Raw genomic sequence first — 14873 nt, forward strand, 5'->3', positions numbered from 1 at the left:
GCGACTGATCCGACCCGCCGTGCCACGCGCGCGCGTCGCCACGCCGAGCCTGGCCGTCGCCGGTCAGGCCCCGCTGTCCAGCCTGCCCGGGGTCGGTCCGAAAGTGGCCGACAAGTTCGCCGCGCGCGGCATCCTGAGCGTGCAGGACCTGTGGCTGCACCTGCCGCTGCGTTACGAAGACCGCACGCGTTTGACCACCATCGCGCAGCTGCAAAGCGGCGTGCCGGCGCAGATCGAAGGGCGCGTAGAGGCGGTAGAGCGTGGCTTTCGCTTTCGACCGGTGCTGCGCGTGGCAGTGTCGGACGTGTCGCAGGGCACGCTGGTGCTGCGCTTCTTTCATTTTCGCGCCGCGCAGGTGGCGCAGTTCGCCGTCGGCACGCGTGTGCGCGTGTTCGGCACACCCAAGCCCGGCCAGCATGGCTGGGAGATCGTGCACCCCAGTTACCGTGTGCTCGCGCCGGATGAAGACGCCGGGTTGGGCGACAGCCTGGATCCGGTCTATCCGGTACTCGAAGGCGTCGGCCCGGCGACCTTGCGCAAGCTCATCGGCCAGGCGCTGGAACGTCTACCACCCGACGCCGCGCTGGAATTGCTGCCGCCGTATTGGCTGCAGGACGAGCAACTGCCATCGTTGCGCGCGGCATTGCTGACCATGCATCGCCCGCCAGTTGGTACCGATCCGCAGCAACTGCTTGCCGGAGGACATCCGGCCCAGCAGCGCCTGGCGATCGAAGAGCTGCTGGCGCATCAACTCAGCCTGCGCCGGCAACGTATCGCATTGCAGCGCTTCCACGCGCCCAGCCTGCCCGGCAACGGCACGTTGGTGCAGCAATTGCGCTGCGCCCTGCCGTTTCAGCTCACCGGCGCGCAGCAGCGGGTGTTCGAGCAGATCGCGCACGACCTTGCGCAACCCTCGCCGATGCTGCGGCTGGTGCAAGGCGATGTCGGTAGCGGCAAGACCGTGGTTGCGGCACTGGCGGCAATGCTGGCGGTGGAGCAGGGCAAGCAGGTCGCACTCGCCGCACCCACCGAATTGCTGGCCGAGCAGCACCTCACCAACCTGCGCGGTTGGCTGGAGCCCTTGGGCATCCGCATCGTCTGGCTGGCCGGCAAGGTCACCGGTAAAGCGCGTGCTGCGGCGATGGCCGAAGTCGCCTCCGGCCAGGCGCAGGTGGTGGTCGGCACGCATGCGTTGATGCAGGAGGCGGTGGTCTTCCACGATCTGGCCTTGGCCATCATCGATGAGCAACACCGCTTCGGTGTGCATCAACGGCTTGCCTTGCGCGACAAGGGCGCTGGGGCCGGCAGCGTGCCGCACCAGCTGGTGATGACGGCTACGCCCATCCCGCGCACGTTGGCGATGTCGACGTACGCGGATCTGGATGTCTCGGCCATCGACGAACTGCCACCCGGTCGCACGCCAGTGCAGACGATCGTATTGAGTGCAGAGCGCCGCCCTGAGTTGGTCGAGCGTATCCGCGCCGCTTGCGCGGAAGGGCGTCAGGCGTATTGGGTGTGCACGCTGATCGAAGAAAGCGAAGAGCCCGAGAAGGGCGCGCAAGGTCAGCAAAGCGGTCCGCCACGCATCGAGGCGCAGGCGGCCGAAGTCACCTTCGAAGCCTTGTCTGCGCAATTGCCGGGCGTACGTGTGGCGCTAGTGCATGGCCGCATGAAACCAGCCGAAAAGCAGAAGGCCATGCTGGATTTCAAGCAAGGCCGCAGCGATCTGCTGGTCGCCACCACCGTGATCGAAGTCGGCGTGGACGTGCCCAACGCCTCGCTGATGATCATCGAAAACGCCGAGCGCCTGGGTCTGGCGCAGTTGCACCAGTTGCGCGGCCGGGTCGGGCGCGGCGCGGCCGCGTCCAGTTGCGTGCTGCTGTACCAAGCGCCGTTGTCGATGATGGCGCGTCAGCGCCTGGAGACCATGCGTCAGACCAACGACGGCTTCGTGATCGCGGAAAAGGATCTGGAATTGCGTGGCCCGGGCGAATTGTTGGGCACCCGGCAAACCGGTCTGGCCAGTTTCCGCATTGCCGATTTGGCCCGTGACGCCGGGCTGCTGCCGCGCGTGCAGGTGCTGGCCGAGCGGCTGCTGGATGAAGCGCCGGAGATTGCTGACCGCGTCGTCGCGCGTTGGATCGGCGGCGCGGTGCGGTATGCGGCCGCTTGAGCGACCGGGAATCGGGATTAGGGAATCGTAAAAGCAAAGGCCGCTGCGTCCTGTGCATCCTAGATGTTCGCGTGACCGTCCGATCCTTGCGAAGATGCTGCAACGAATCCCGAATGCCCACTCCCGAATCTCATGACTGACAAGATACCGCTGCTGATCGACACCGACCCGGGCGTGGATGACGCGCTGGCGCTGCTGATGGCCTTCAACGACGCCCGCCATGAGGTGGTCGGCCTGACCATCGCTGCCGGTAACGTGGGCCTGGAGCACACCGTGCGCAACGCCTTGAAGGTCTGCGAGATCGCCGGCCGCGCGGATGTACCGGTGTACGCCGGCTGCCCGCAGCCGCTGTTGCACCCGTCGGTGGACGCGGCGCACGTGCATGGCCTCGACGGCTTCGGCGATGTCGGTCTGGCACCGGCCAAGCGCGCTGCCGAGGCCGAACATGCCGCGTTGGCCATTCTGCGGCTGTCGCACGAACATGCCGGCAAGCTGCTGCTGGTTGCGCTTGGTCCGCTGACCAATCTTGCCCTTGCGCTGACCCTGGATCCGACCCTGCCGCAGCGCGTCTGTCGGCTGGTGGTAATGGGCGGCGCGTTGACCGGGCACGGCAATATCACCGCCGCGGCCGAATTCAACATCGGCTTCGACCCGGAAGCGGCACATATCGTGTTCCGCGGATTCCCGCAGTTCGACGTCGCCGATTGGGAAGCCACCATCGCGCACGGTCTGCTGCACCGGGACGTGGAACAGTGGCTGGCTGCCGGTGCCGCCCGCGCCCGGTTCTACGAAGAAATCTCGCGCAAGACCCGTCTGTGGTCCGAAGATAGCCGCGGTGAGTACTGGTATGCCGCCGACGCGCTGGCGATGGCTTTTGCCCTGCACCCGGAAGGCGCGCAGCGGCTGGAACAGCGCCCGGTCCACATCGAACTGTCCGGCACGCATGCCCGCGGGATGACCCTGGTGGACTGGAACCGGCGGGGAGGGGCGCCCGACAACGCCAACTTGCTGCTGGCCTATGACATCCAGCAGTTTTACGGCCTGGTTGGGGCGGCCTTGGCGGCGCACTGAGGCGATCTTGCGCCGGCTGTCCTGGCGGAGCTATAATACCCGGCTTATCCAGGCAGCTCGGCGCCAAGTCCATGAAAGATAACGTGCATCCCAACTACAAAGACGTCGTCTTTCACGACGTGACGTCCGATTTCAAGATCCTGACCCGTTCCACGATGAGCTCGAAAGAGACCGTGAAGTGGGAAGATGGCCAGGAGTATCCGGTCATCAAGGTGGAAATCTCATCCGCCTCGCACCCGCACTACACCGGCAAGCACAAGGTGATCGACACCGGCGGCCGTATCGACAAGTTCCAGAAGCGCTACGCGCGCTGAACTCGCAGGACGGGCTGTACCGACAACGGCCGCGCATTGCGCGGCCGTTGTTTTTTGGGCGCCAGATGCTTCACCTATAGGCCCCTGTGTTACACATCTACGACTTCTGTCCAAGCGACGGCCAAAATGCTGCTGTGCGATAATGGTGTGATCCGAGGCGATGCCTTGGACTTCCATCACGTGCCTGCCCATGTGGGATCAGGCGCCTTCCACTGAAGGAGCGTACACAGTGTCCGATCTTGATCAGGTCACGCTCAACGCCGGCGACAAGTCGGTCGTTCTGCCGGTTCTCAAGCCCACGCTTGGCAATGATTGCGTCGATATCTCAAAGCTGACCAAAGAAACCGGTCTGTTTACTTACGACTCGGGCTTCACCGCCACCGCCAGCTGCAAGTCGGCCATCACCTACATCGATGGCGACAATGGCGTGTTGCTGTATCGCGGCTACCCGATCGAACAGTTGGCCGAGAAGTCCAGCTTCCTCGAAGTCTCGTACCTGCTGATGAACGGCGAACTGCCGACGGCGGACGAATTCAAGAAGTTCGACCACGAAGTGACGCATCACACGATGATGCACGAGTCGCTGAAGAACTTCCTCGGTGGCTTCCGCCATGACGCTCACCCGATGGCCATGCTGGCCGGTTCGGTCGCCTCGCTATCGGCGTTCTACCACGACACCCTGGACCTCAACGATCCGGAGCAGCGCCGCCAGGCCGCCATCCGTCTGATCGCCAAGGTGCCGACCCTGGCTGCTGCTGCGTACCGGTATTCGATCGGCTGGCCGATCCGCTACCCGCGCAACAACCTGAACTACGTCGACCGCTTCCTGCACATGATGTTCGAAGTGCCGAGCGAGCCACTGGAGATCAACCCGGTTGTCGCCAAGGCACTGGATCTGCTGTTCATCCTGCACGCCGATCACGAGCAGAACGCCTCGACCTCGACCGTGCGTCTGGTCGGTTCGACCGGTGCCAACCCGTATGCGTCGGTTGCTGCCGGTATCACCGCGCTGTGGGGCCCGGCACATGGCGGCGCCAACGAAGCGGTGCTGAAGATGCTCGAAGAGATCGGCACTGCCGATAACGTCGAGTCGGCCGTGGCCAAGGCCAAGGACAAGAACTCCTCGTTCCGTCTGATGGGCTTCGGTCACCGCGTCTACAAGAACTTCGACCCGCGCGCCAAGATCATCCGCGAGATGACCCACAAGGTGCTGGGCGAGCTGGGCGTCAACGACCCGTTGCTGGAAGTTGCGCTGAAGCTGGAAGAAGCCGCGTTGAAGGACGACTATTTCGTGCAGCGCAAGCTGTACCCGAACGTGGACTTCTACTCGGGCCTGATCTACAAGGCGCTGAATATTCCGGTGGAAATGTTCACCGTGATGTTCGCCATCGCGCGCACCGCAGGCTGGGTGTCGCATTGGCTGGAACAGCAGGTCGACCCGGAAATGAAGATCGGCCGTCCGCGTCAGATCTACACCGGCTACGACAAGCGCGATTACAAAGACGCCGGACAGCGCTAAGCGCCAGCTGGCAGATGCTTGAATGAACGCCCCGCAGTGCGGGGCGTTTGCATTTGGGGTGACTGAGAACAGGCGATCTGCAAGCTAAGAGCGGCCCACAAAGCTGTTGCGCAGCCGCCAGGCCGGCGTGGCCGGTGCTCGAATCGGCATGTGCCGGTCGCGATACTAGGGTTGCCTGTGCGCCGTCCACGCCCACCTGACGACTGCTCGCTAGGTTCCATTAGCCGCTGTAAGCGCGATGCGGCCGCGGCTGTCGGCGGTGGTGCTTAGCGCGAAGGCATGGCGCCGTCGCGCTTGCGCTCAGATCAAACGAACGATCTGGAGCGGCATTGCGATGCCGGCCAGGAATCTTTGGAGGCGCCGCAATGATCGCCACTCAGCGCAGCAGTGGCGAGCCATCCGGGCTGTCCTCGTCGGTCAGCAACTGTCGCACCTGCGCCGCCGATGCGCGCGGCATCGGCTTCTCGTCCAGCTGCGACAGCGGCGCTTGGCGCAACGCGTCGTAGGGCAGCACGGTGAGATCGAAGGTGAGATCCTCGGCGCTGAACAGCCACACCGGAAACTCGCCGTTGCGCTCGCGATCCAGGCGCAACCGGCGTGTACGCGATTCGGCCGGAATGCGGTGTTCTTCCAGAAACCGCTGCACCGCATCGGCATCGTCGCTGTGCAACTGTAAGTGCACCGGCGCGTTGGCATCGGCGGTACCGTCTAGCACCGGGCCGGTCAGTCGCGGCTGGAAGGCGCTGAGAAACTCCAGCGCCCGCAGCGCGGCTTCGCGGCGTTGGCGCAGGCGCGCGCCGTGGGCGGGTCCGGCGAACAAGCGCTGGTATTGGCGCAACGCATCTTCGATCTCGCGATTGCGCGGCAGTGAGGCGTCGTCGTGAATGCCGAGCCGGCTGGCGGCCTTGAGCTTGGCTTGATGGAAATCGCGGATGCCGCCTTCAGCCATCAAGCGTGCGGCTTCGTGCGCCAAACGGTGGCGACGTTCCCGGGTTCGTGTATCGGCGTGCGCGCGTGCGTGATGCATGACCAGGCTCCCCTAATGAACCTGATCTGGACTCTACAACAGCTGCATGAAGACATGGCGAATGCGTCATGCCATTGCAACGATGCGATCGCGTAGCGGTAAGCGGCCGATGCTCCAGGGTGTGTGCGCGCTAGCGACGTGCAGTGGGCCTGCACGACCAATGCCGGGAATGCGGCGGCTGCCCCCCGTATCGGCAGACATGCAGCCGGCTCTCCAGTTCGGCCCGCCATCGGCGAAGTTGGCAACGGCCAGCCCCTTTTCAATCGGTAACCAAAAAATGGGGGAACCGAACAGCTGCGCTGTCACGATTCCCCAATCCAGATTCCCGAACCCGTGTCGTCAGAAAATATCGAACGCCTTCTCGTCCTGTTGTTCCTGCAGGCCATAGTCGTAATCCTGCAGGCGGTCCAGATCTTCGTTCTTCACCCATTCGACCGCGCCATTGATGGTGGCCTGGGTCATGCCCTCGGGCGGGTCATTGGCGGCGATCGGCTTGTCCTTGAGTGCGACGCGCATGTAGTCGATCCAGATCGGCAGCGCCGCTTTGCCGCCGTACTCGCGATAGCCGAGCGAGCGGAAGTCGTCGCGCCCCACCCACACGGTGGTGACGTAGGGGCCGCCGAAGCCCGAGAACCAGGCGTCGCGGTGATCGTTGGTGGAGCCGGTCTTGCCGCCCACGTCTTCGCGCCCCAGTACCTTGGCCGCGGTGCCGGTGCCGCGCTGAACCACGTCGCGCATCATCGACACCAGCTGGTAAGCGGTGCGCGCATCGATGGCGCGTGGCGCGATCTTGGTTTCGGCGATTGCCGCCGGTGCGGTTTGTGCCGGCGTCGGCGCCGCCTCGGTTGCCGGAGCCGCAGGCGGCGTGGCTGGCGCCTGGGCGCCGAAGTTGAACCCGTCCACTACCTGGCTCACCGGCGCGGCCGTACCGCCCTGCAACGCACAGGTGCGGCAGGCCACCGCAGGCACTTCCTTGAACACCACGTTGCCGTCGCGGTCTTTCACCTCATCCACGATCCAGGTGTCCACGCGCGATCCACCATTGGCGAACACCGCGTAGCCGCGTGCCACCGATAGCGGCGTCAGCGACGCGGTGCCCAGCGACATCGACAGGTTGGGCGGCAGCTCGGCTTCCTGGAAACCGAACTGGCTGATGTATTTGCGTGCAAAATCGACGCCGATCGCGTCCAAAAGGCGTACCGACACCAGGTTGCGCGATTGCACCAGCGCTTCGCGCAAGCGCATCGGGCCACGGAAACCGCCGCCATCGTTCTGCGGCGACCAGGTCTTGCCGCGGCGGTCGCGGAACACCACCGGCGCATCGAGCACGATCGAGGCAGGGTTGAAGCCCTTCTCGAATGCGGCCGCATACACGAACGGCTTGAAGCTCGAGCCCGGCTGGCGGCGTGCCTGGGTGGCACGATTGAACTTGTTGCCGGCAAAGCTGAAACCGCCAACCAGTGCGCGCAGGGCGCCGCTATTGGCATCCAGCGAGACCAGCGCGGCCTGCCCGCGCGGCAACTGGTCGATGATCCATTCGCCCTCTTTTTCGCCAGCGCGGATGCGGGTGAGGTCGCCACGGGTCAGCAGCTTGGCCGGGGTTTTGCCGGTCCAGCTGCTAGCGCTAGCCGGCAGGGTCAGTTCGGTCTTGTCGCTCTGCACGACCGTGACCCCGCCATCGGGATTGGTGCGCGCCACGATCACCGCGCGCAGGCCGCCTTGGGTGAACGCACCCGCGAGGTGCTTGGCCAGTGCTGGCGCCTCCGCATCGGCGGCCACATCGAAGTGCTGCTCTACGCCGTGCCAGCCATGGCGATGATCGTAAACGCGCAAGCCATCGGCGATCGCTACATCCGAACCGGTCTGCAGGGTCGAATCGATGGTCGTGGTGACGTGATAGCCCTTGTTGAGCACATCGCCGCCGTACTTGGCGATCATTTCCTGGCGCACCAGTTCTGCCACGTAAGGGGCGTACACCTCCACCGGCGGCTCGTGCGGCTTGGCATGCATCGGCACCGCCTTGGCGGCATCGGCTTCGGCCTGACTGACAAAACCCAGGTCGGCCATGCGCTGCAGGACGTAGTAGTCGCGACGTTCCTGCGCACGCTCAGGGTTGCTGATCGGGTTGCCGCTGGATGGGAACTTGGGGATGCCGGCCAGCGAGGCCATCTCGTCCAGGCTCAATTCGCTCATCTTCTTGCCGTAGTAGTACTCGGCGGCGGCACCGACGCCGTAGGCGCGGTTGCCGAAGAAGCTCTTGTTGAGATACAGCTCGAAGATCTCGTCCTTGCTCAGTTCACTCTCGATCTTGCGTGCCAGCAGGATCTCGGCAAGCTTGCGGGTGTAGCTGTATTCGGAACTGAGGAAGAACTGCCGCGCCACCTGCTGGGTGATGGTCGAGCCGCCCGGCACCCGCTTGGCGTCGGTACTGGCCAGCAGCCACACCGCGCGGGCGATGCCCTTGTAGTCCACGCCCCCGTGCTCGTAGAAGCGGGCATCCTCGGTTGCCAGGAAGGCCTGCTTCAGGCGCAGCGGCACGTCCTTCATCTGGATGGGGTAGCGCCGGGTCTCGCCATAGACGGCCATCAGGCGGCCGTCGCTGGAGTAGACGTACATCGGCTCCTGCAGCTCGACCTGCTTGAGCGACTGCACGTCCGGCAACTTCGAGGAAATGGCGTAATACAGGCCGCCGGCAGCAATAGCGCCAAGCAGTGCGAGCACGACGATCGTGGCCAGGATCCAGCCCAGCCAACGGCGAATACGGGGCATGTAAGAGAGATTCCGATTGCAGATTTCTTGGTCACAGAGTATAGATGACGCCGAGTTTGGCTGGGGCCGAACTCTGGGGATCGCAGAAGACAGGCACTGGGGTCACGTCGCCGGGTCATTGCCTAGCGCGTGAAGGGCTTGTCAACTGTTAAAATTTGATTATTAATACGAGGGCGCAGACATGCGTCCAAGTGCCCGTCGGCAGGGGAGTTACCGTGGGGCTTTTACCCAAGAGTCAGTCGCCACTGATTGGTGTCGACATTAGTTCTACTGCCGTGAAGCTCTTGCAGCTATCGCGCAGCGGGAACCGTTTTCGCGTGGAACACTACGCGGTGGAACCATTACCGCCGAACGCGGTGGTCGAAAAGAACATCGTCGAAGTGGAGGCGGTGGGCGAAGCCATTCGCCGTGCCATCAACCGTTCCGGCAGCAAGGCCAAGAACGCGGCAGCTGCTGTGGCCGGGTCGGCGGTGATCACCAAGTTGATCCCGATGCCGGCCGATCTGGACGATAGCGACATGGAGGCCCAGGTCGAACTGGAAGCCACCAATTACATTCCGTACCCAATCGAGGAAGTGAATCTCGATTTCGAGGTGCTGGGCCCGATGCCGAACAGCCCGGACATGGTCCAGGTGCTGCTGGCCGCGTCGCGTTCGGAGAATGTGGAGCTGCGCCAGTCCGCGCTGGAACTCGGCGGTCTGACCGCCAAGGTGATGGATGTGGAGGCCTTTGCGGTCGAAAACGCCTTCGCCCTGGTTGCCAGCGAATTGCCGGTGGCTGCCGACGCAGTCGTGGCGCTGGTGGATATCGGCGCCACCATGACCACGTTGAGCGTGCTGCGCTCCGGTCGCAGTCTGTATAGCCGCGAACAGGTCTTCGGCGGCAAGCAGCTCACCGATGAAGTGATGCGTCGTTACGGTCTCACCTACGAAGAAGCCGGCCTTGCCAAGCGCCAGGGCGGTTTGCCGGAAAGCTATGAGGTCGAGGTGCTGGAGCCGTTCAAGGAGGCGACGGTGCAGCAGATCAGCCGGTTGCTGCAGTTCTTCTATGCGGGCAGCGAATTCAATCGCGTCGACTGCATCGTGCTGGCCGGCGGTTGCGCGGCGCTGTCGCGCCTGCCGGAGATGGTGGAAGAGCAGCTGGGCGTGACCACCGTGGTGGCCAACCCGCTTGCCCAGATGACGCTGGGTCCGAAGGTCCAGGCCCACGCGCTGGCGCTGGATGCGCCTGCATTGATGATCGCCACCGGCCTGGCCCTGAGGAGCTTTGACTGATGGCAAGAATCAATCTATTGCCCTGGCGCGCAGAGCGCCGGAAGGCGCGCGAGCGTGAGTTCTATTCGATGCTCGGCTTCGCTGCATTGGGCGGGGTGCTGTTGTCTGCATTGATCTGGTTCTATTACGACGCGCAGATCAGCGGCCAGACCGAGCGCAATGCGTTCCTGACCGCCGAGATCGACAAGGTCAAGGCGCAGAACGAAGAGATCAAGGAACTCGATAAGAAGAAGGACCGCCTGCTTGCCCGCAAGAAGGTGATCGAGGAACTGCAGGCCAACCGTTCGCAGATGGTGCACCTGTTCGATTCGCTGGTGCGCACCATTCCCGATGGCGTGGCGCTGACCAACATCAAGCAGGATGGCGACATCCTCACGCTGGAAGGTCGCTCGCAATCCAACGCGCGCGTCAGTGCGTACATGCGCAACCTGGAAAGCTCGGGCTGGATGACCAATCCGGACCTGTCGATCATCGAGGCCAAGAGCCAGGACAAGGCCGGGCAACCTGCCGCATCGTCGATGGATACCAAAACGCTGCCGTATGTGTTCACGCTCAAGGTCAAGCTGGCCAATCCGAACGAGGCTGACAAGAACGGCATCGCGCCGGGCGCAGTGGATCCGGCCGCGCCGGGCACCGCAGCACCAGGTGCAGCGCCTGCCGGTGCGACGCCTGCTGCTCCGGCAGCGGCGCCCGCGCCCGCGACGCCGCCGGCCGCTGCTCCTGCACCGACGCAGGCAGCACCGGCGCCAGCCAATCGGCCGCAGGAGGGGGCGGCGTCATGAGTAAGAAATCATTCAAGCTCAGCGATCTGGATTTCAACAACATCGGCGGTTGGCCGCAGCAGGCACGTATCGTGTTCTGCGTGGTGGTCGGCTTGTTCATCATGGTGCTGGCCTGGTTCCTGTTGATCAGCAGCAAGCGCGATGAACTCGAAGGCCTGGAAGGCACCGAATCCCAGCTGCGCACCGAGTTCGAGACCCAGCAGGGGCGCGCGGTGAATCTGGAGCCGCTCAAGCAGCAGCTCGCGCAGATGGAGCAGGTGCTGCAGCAGATGCTGCGTCAGCTGCCCAGCAAGACCGAAATGCCGGATCTGATCATCGACATCTCGCAGACCGCGTTGTCCAGCGGCCTGTCCAACGAGCTGTTCCAGCCTGGTCCGGAATCGCCGAAGGAGTTCTACGCCGAAAAGCCGATCGCTCTGCGCATGGTGGGCAGCTACCACCAGTTCGGTGCCTTCGTCAGCGGTGTGGCATCGCTGCCGCGCGTGGTGATCCTGACCATGCACGACATCAACCTCAAGCCCAAGGATCCCAAGGCCGGTATCGGCCCGCGCGGCGCGCTGGAGCTGTCCGGCACGGTCAAGACCTATCGTTATCTGGACGATGAGGAAATGGCCGAGCAGGAGAAGGCGGCGGCTAATGCTGCGAAGAAGGGCGGCCAATGACCATGAAACTGCTCAAGATCCTGTCCTGCGTGGCGCTAATTGCAGTACTGCCGGCGTGCACGCGCGGTGTGACCAGCACACCGGGCGACGCGCCGAATCTGGAAGCCTGGGTTGCCGAGGTGCGCGCGCGTCCTGCGCCGCCGCTGGAACCATTGCCGGTGATGCAGCAGTTCGAGACATTCGAATATGCAGCGCAGGCGATGCGCGACCCGTTCAGCGATGCCTGGGTCAGCGCGGAAGGTGGCAACGGCACGCGTCCGGATCCGAATCGGCGCAAGGAACCGCTGGAAGCCTTTCCGCTCGACGCCCTCGACATGGTGGGGACCATTGGCGGCGGGTCGGGCCTGATCGCATTGGTGATGGCACCTGACAAGGTGACCTACCGGGTGCGGCCGGGTGTGTATCTGGGACAGAGCGATGGCCGGGTGACCGGGGTCTATGAAGACCGCATCGAGCTGATTGAACTTGTGCCGGACGGTGCGGGTGGATGGCTTGAACGGCCGGCCGCACTCGCATTGGATGATCAATAAAGTGATAGGGGATAGCACGATGACGTTTTCCAATGCCCAGCTGCTGCGTCCGGTACGACGCCACGCGATCTTCCAGGCCTGCGCGTTGGGATTCGCGCTGGCTCTGGCGAGTGGCAGCGCATTCGCCGCGGCGGCGCTGACTCAGCCCGCGCACGATCCGGCCAAGGTCGCTCCGGCGAGCCTGGCGGTCTCCAAAATCGATTTCAAACGCGGCGAAGACGGCACTGGCCGTCTGATCCTGCAGTTCGACGGCCAGGGCGCGAGCCCGGATCTGCGGACGCAGGGCGACAGCGTGCTGGTGGACATCAGCAACGCCAGGCTGCCTGCCGAGCTGCAACGCCCGCTCAACGTCACCGACTTTGCAACGCCGGTGCAGCGCGTGGAAGTGAAGCCGTCGGGTTCCGGTTCGCAGCTGGTGTTGTCGACCAAGGGCGCCTTCGATTCGCTGGCCTACCAGACCGGCAACGAATACGTGGTGGAAATCACCCCGCGCAAGGGCCAGCCGGCGGTTGGCGGTGTGAGCCCGGCAGCAGTCACGCAGGCTGCCGCGCAGATCGCCGCGCGCGGCTACAGCGGCCGCCCGGTGACGTTCAACTTCCAGGACGTGCCGGTGCGCACCGTGCTGCAGTTGATCGCCGAGGAGTCCAACCTCAACATCGTCGCCTCCGACACCGTGCAGGGCAATGTCACATTGCGCCTGATGAACGTGCCGTGGGACCAGGCGCTGGACATCGTGTTGCGGGCCAAGGGCCTGGACAAGCGCCGCGATGGCGGCGTGGTGTGGGTCGCCCCGCAGCCGGAACTGGCCAAGTTCGAGCAGGACAAGGAAGACGCCCGCATCGCGATCGAGAACCGTGAGGACTTGATCACCGATTATGTGCAGATCAATTACCACAATGCGGCAGTCATTTTTAAGGCGCTGACCGAGGCGAAGGGGATTGGCGGCGGTGGTGGTAGTGGCGGTGGTCAGGGTGGACAAGGTGGTGCCGGGCAGCAGGACAATGGCTTCCTGTCGCCGCGCGGCCGTTTGGTTGCCGACGAGCGCACGAATACCTTGATGATCAGCGACATTCCGAAGAAGGTCGCGCAGATGCGCGAACTGATCTCACATATCGATCGCCCGGTGGATCAGGTGCTGATCGAGAGCCGGATCGTCATTGCGACCGATACGTTCGCGCGTGATTTGGGCGCCCGCTTTGGCATCACCGGCGCGACAGGTCGTGGCATTCTCAGTGGTTCGCTCGAGAGCAACACCAACTATTTGAACACTTCTGCGCAGAGGGCCAACGAGATCGCCAATGGAGGCACCAGTACCACGCTGCCTGCGCATCTGTTCCCGTCCGGACTGAATGTCAATCTCGGCGCAGGCGGTGGATTCACCACCAACACGCCTGGCGGCCTCGCCTACACCTTGCTGGGTTCCAATTTCAATCTAGATATCGAGTTGTCGGCGATGCAGCAAGAGGGACGTGGCGAAGTCGTATCGAACCCCCGCATCGTTACCGCGAATCAGCGCGAGGGCGTGATCAAGCAAGGCCGGGAGATCGGCTATGTGACCATCAGCGGCGGTGGTGCGGGCGGCGGTTCGCAGGCCAACGTACAGTTCAAGGAAGTGCTGCTTGAGCTCAAGGTGACGCCAACCATCACCAATGACAATCGGGTCTTTCTTAACATGAATGTCAAGAAGGACGAGGTTGCACGGCTCATCGATTTGCCATTGTATGGAACGGTGCCGGAGATTAATCGCCGGGAGATCAATACCGCCGTGCTGGTCGGAGATGGTGAAACCGTGGTGATCGGTGGTGTCTACGAATTCACCGATCGCGAGAGCGTCTCCAAGGTGCCGTTCCTGGGCGACATCCCGTTCCTGGGTAATTTGTTCAAAAAGCGCGGACGCAGCAAGGAAAAAGCCGAATTGCTGGTGTTCGTGACGCCGAAGGTACTGCGCGTAGCGAGCGCTACTCCGTAAGGATTGGCTGAATCGGGAATAAAAATGTTGGCAAAAATCCAGTTGGGCCTGAATAGTCGGCAATAAAAAATGTATTTTTTATGTCAGTGAGTGCGCAAAACTAACAGATCATCAAACAGGAATGAACCGTGAACAATAAATCGGATGTCTGTTCTCTTGGAGTTATGATTTTCGGTCTTTTTTTCTTCAATGCAGCCATTGCTTCGAGTAGTACTATTACGGCAACCGCGCGCAATGGACAAAGCACCCAGGGCACTGCATCCACTGCAAAAGTGTCATTGATTACCTGCATCCAGGCAACAGGTGGAGGAGAAGCTGGCACAAGCTGTGATATACAGGCGCCGGGATGGAATGGCCTCGTATCGCAAGGTGAGTCGATAGGCACGACAGGGCCAGGACTTGTCGTTCTCAACTGCAATGGATCCTACGCGGCTGCCGGTGGAGGGTTGACATGCATAGCAAAAATCGATGACACAACATGTTCGCCGGAGCAGACTATTTTAGCCTCTGCCAGAAACGGCAGCTCTTCACGTGGATTGGCGCCCATAAAGTCTGCAGCAATCGTTCAGTGCACTCAGGCTTCAGGCAGTGTAACTGGAACGACCTGCGGGATTCAGGCTCCGGGATATACTGGGCAGTTGAAGCCAGGTCAGTCGATTCCAACCAGTGGCGCAGGAACTGTGGAGCTTGCTTGCGGCGGACAGTATTCAGCGAATGGGGGTGGATTATCTTGTTCTGCGAAGGTTAGCCAGGCTTGCCCCTGATAAATGGTGGCAGGTGGTA

At 62.9% G+C, this 14873-nt stretch carries 11 protein-coding genes and 1 other RNA gene; 10 read left to right on the forward strand and 2 right to left on the reverse strand.

Going from position 1 to position 14873, the window contains the following annotated elements; genetic code table 11:
* The first annotated feature begins 19 nt into the window (after positions 1-19).
* The 5 genes from recG (at position 20) to M0D43_RS16110 (ending at position 5303) form a co-directional block, all read left to right on the forward strand.
* Complete coding sequence (gene recG / locus M0D43_RS16090; protein ID WP_252162199.1) at positions 20-2173, forward strand: ATP-dependent DNA helicase RecG; 2154 nt, start codon at positions 20-22, stop codon at positions 2171-2173.
* A 132-nt stretch (positions 2174-2305) separates the two neighbouring features.
* Positions 2306-3244, forward strand: coding sequence for a nucleoside hydrolase (locus M0D43_RS16095; RefSeq protein ID WP_252162200.1), 939 nt, complete (start codon positions 2306-2308; stop codon positions 3242-3244).
* Between the two features lie 71 nt (positions 3245-3315).
* Positions 3316-3558, forward strand: coding sequence for a type B 50S ribosomal protein L31 (locus M0D43_RS16100; protein WP_101361973.1), 243 nt, complete (start codon positions 3316-3318; stop codon positions 3556-3558).
* A gap of 229 nt (positions 3559-3787) precedes the next feature.
* Positions 3788-5077 (forward strand): citrate synthase, encoded by a 1290-nt coding sequence (locus M0D43_RS16105; protein WP_010377097.1) that lies wholly within the window; start codon positions 3788-3790, stop codon positions 5075-5077.
* 148 nt (positions 5078-5225) lie between these two features.
* A non-coding RNA gene (locus M0D43_RS16110) (sX9 sRNA) lies at positions 5226-5303 on the forward strand.
* A 150-nt stretch (positions 5304-5453) separates the two neighbouring features.
* Here M0D43_RS16110 and M0D43_RS16115 read toward each other — a convergent pair.
* The gene (locus M0D43_RS16115) at positions 5454-6104 is read right to left on the reverse strand and encodes a hypothetical protein (RefSeq protein ID WP_252162201.1); all 651 of its coding nucleotides are present in this window, start codon (positions 6102-6104) and stop codon (positions 5454-5456) included.
* 339 nt (positions 6105-6443) lie between these two features.
* A complete protein-coding gene (locus tag M0D43_RS16120; protein ID WP_252162202.1) occupies positions 6444-8873 on the reverse strand; it encodes a penicillin-binding protein 1A in 2430 nt (809 codons plus the stop codon).
* Between the two features lie 215 nt (positions 8874-9088).
* On the opposite strand from M0D43_RS16120, the gene M0D43_RS16125 reads away from it, so the two are divergent.
* The 5 genes from M0D43_RS16125 to M0D43_RS16145 are packed head-to-tail and all read left to right on the forward strand — an operon-like array spanning position 9089 to position 14090.
* A complete protein-coding gene (locus M0D43_RS16125) occupies positions 9089-10147 on the forward strand; it encodes a pilus assembly protein PilM (RefSeq protein ID WP_039409920.1) in 1059 nt (352 codons plus the stop codon).
* Complete coding sequence (locus tag M0D43_RS16130; protein ID WP_101361969.1) at positions 10147-10929, forward strand: PilN domain-containing protein; 783 nt, start codon at positions 10147-10149, stop codon at positions 10927-10929. The genes M0D43_RS16125 and M0D43_RS16130 overlap by 1 nt, the downstream gene beginning before the upstream one ends.
* Positions 10926-11591: a type IV pilus inner membrane component PilO gene (locus tag M0D43_RS16135; RefSeq protein ID WP_101361968.1), complete on the forward strand. Its 666-nt coding sequence runs from the start codon at positions 10926-10928 to the stop codon at positions 11589-11591. Before M0D43_RS16130 ends, M0D43_RS16135 begins: the two co-directional genes overlap by 4 nt.
* Complete coding sequence (locus tag M0D43_RS16140; protein WP_007974439.1) at positions 11588-12121, forward strand: pilus assembly protein PilP; 534 nt, start codon at positions 11588-11590, stop codon at positions 12119-12121. The genes M0D43_RS16135 and M0D43_RS16140 overlap by 4 nt, the downstream gene beginning before the upstream one ends.
* 19 nt (positions 12122-12140) lie before the next feature.
* Positions 12141-14090 (forward strand): type IV pilus secretin PilQ, encoded by a 1950-nt coding sequence (locus tag M0D43_RS16145; protein WP_260807360.1) that lies wholly within the window; start codon positions 12141-12143, stop codon positions 14088-14090.
* Positions 14091-14873 lie beyond the last annotated feature (783 nt).

The organism is Xanthomonas prunicola (assembly GCF_025266575.1).
In the GTDB taxonomy this organism is placed as follows: domain Bacteria; phylum Pseudomonadota; class Gammaproteobacteria; order Xanthomonadales; family Xanthomonadaceae; genus Xanthomonas; species Xanthomonas prunicola.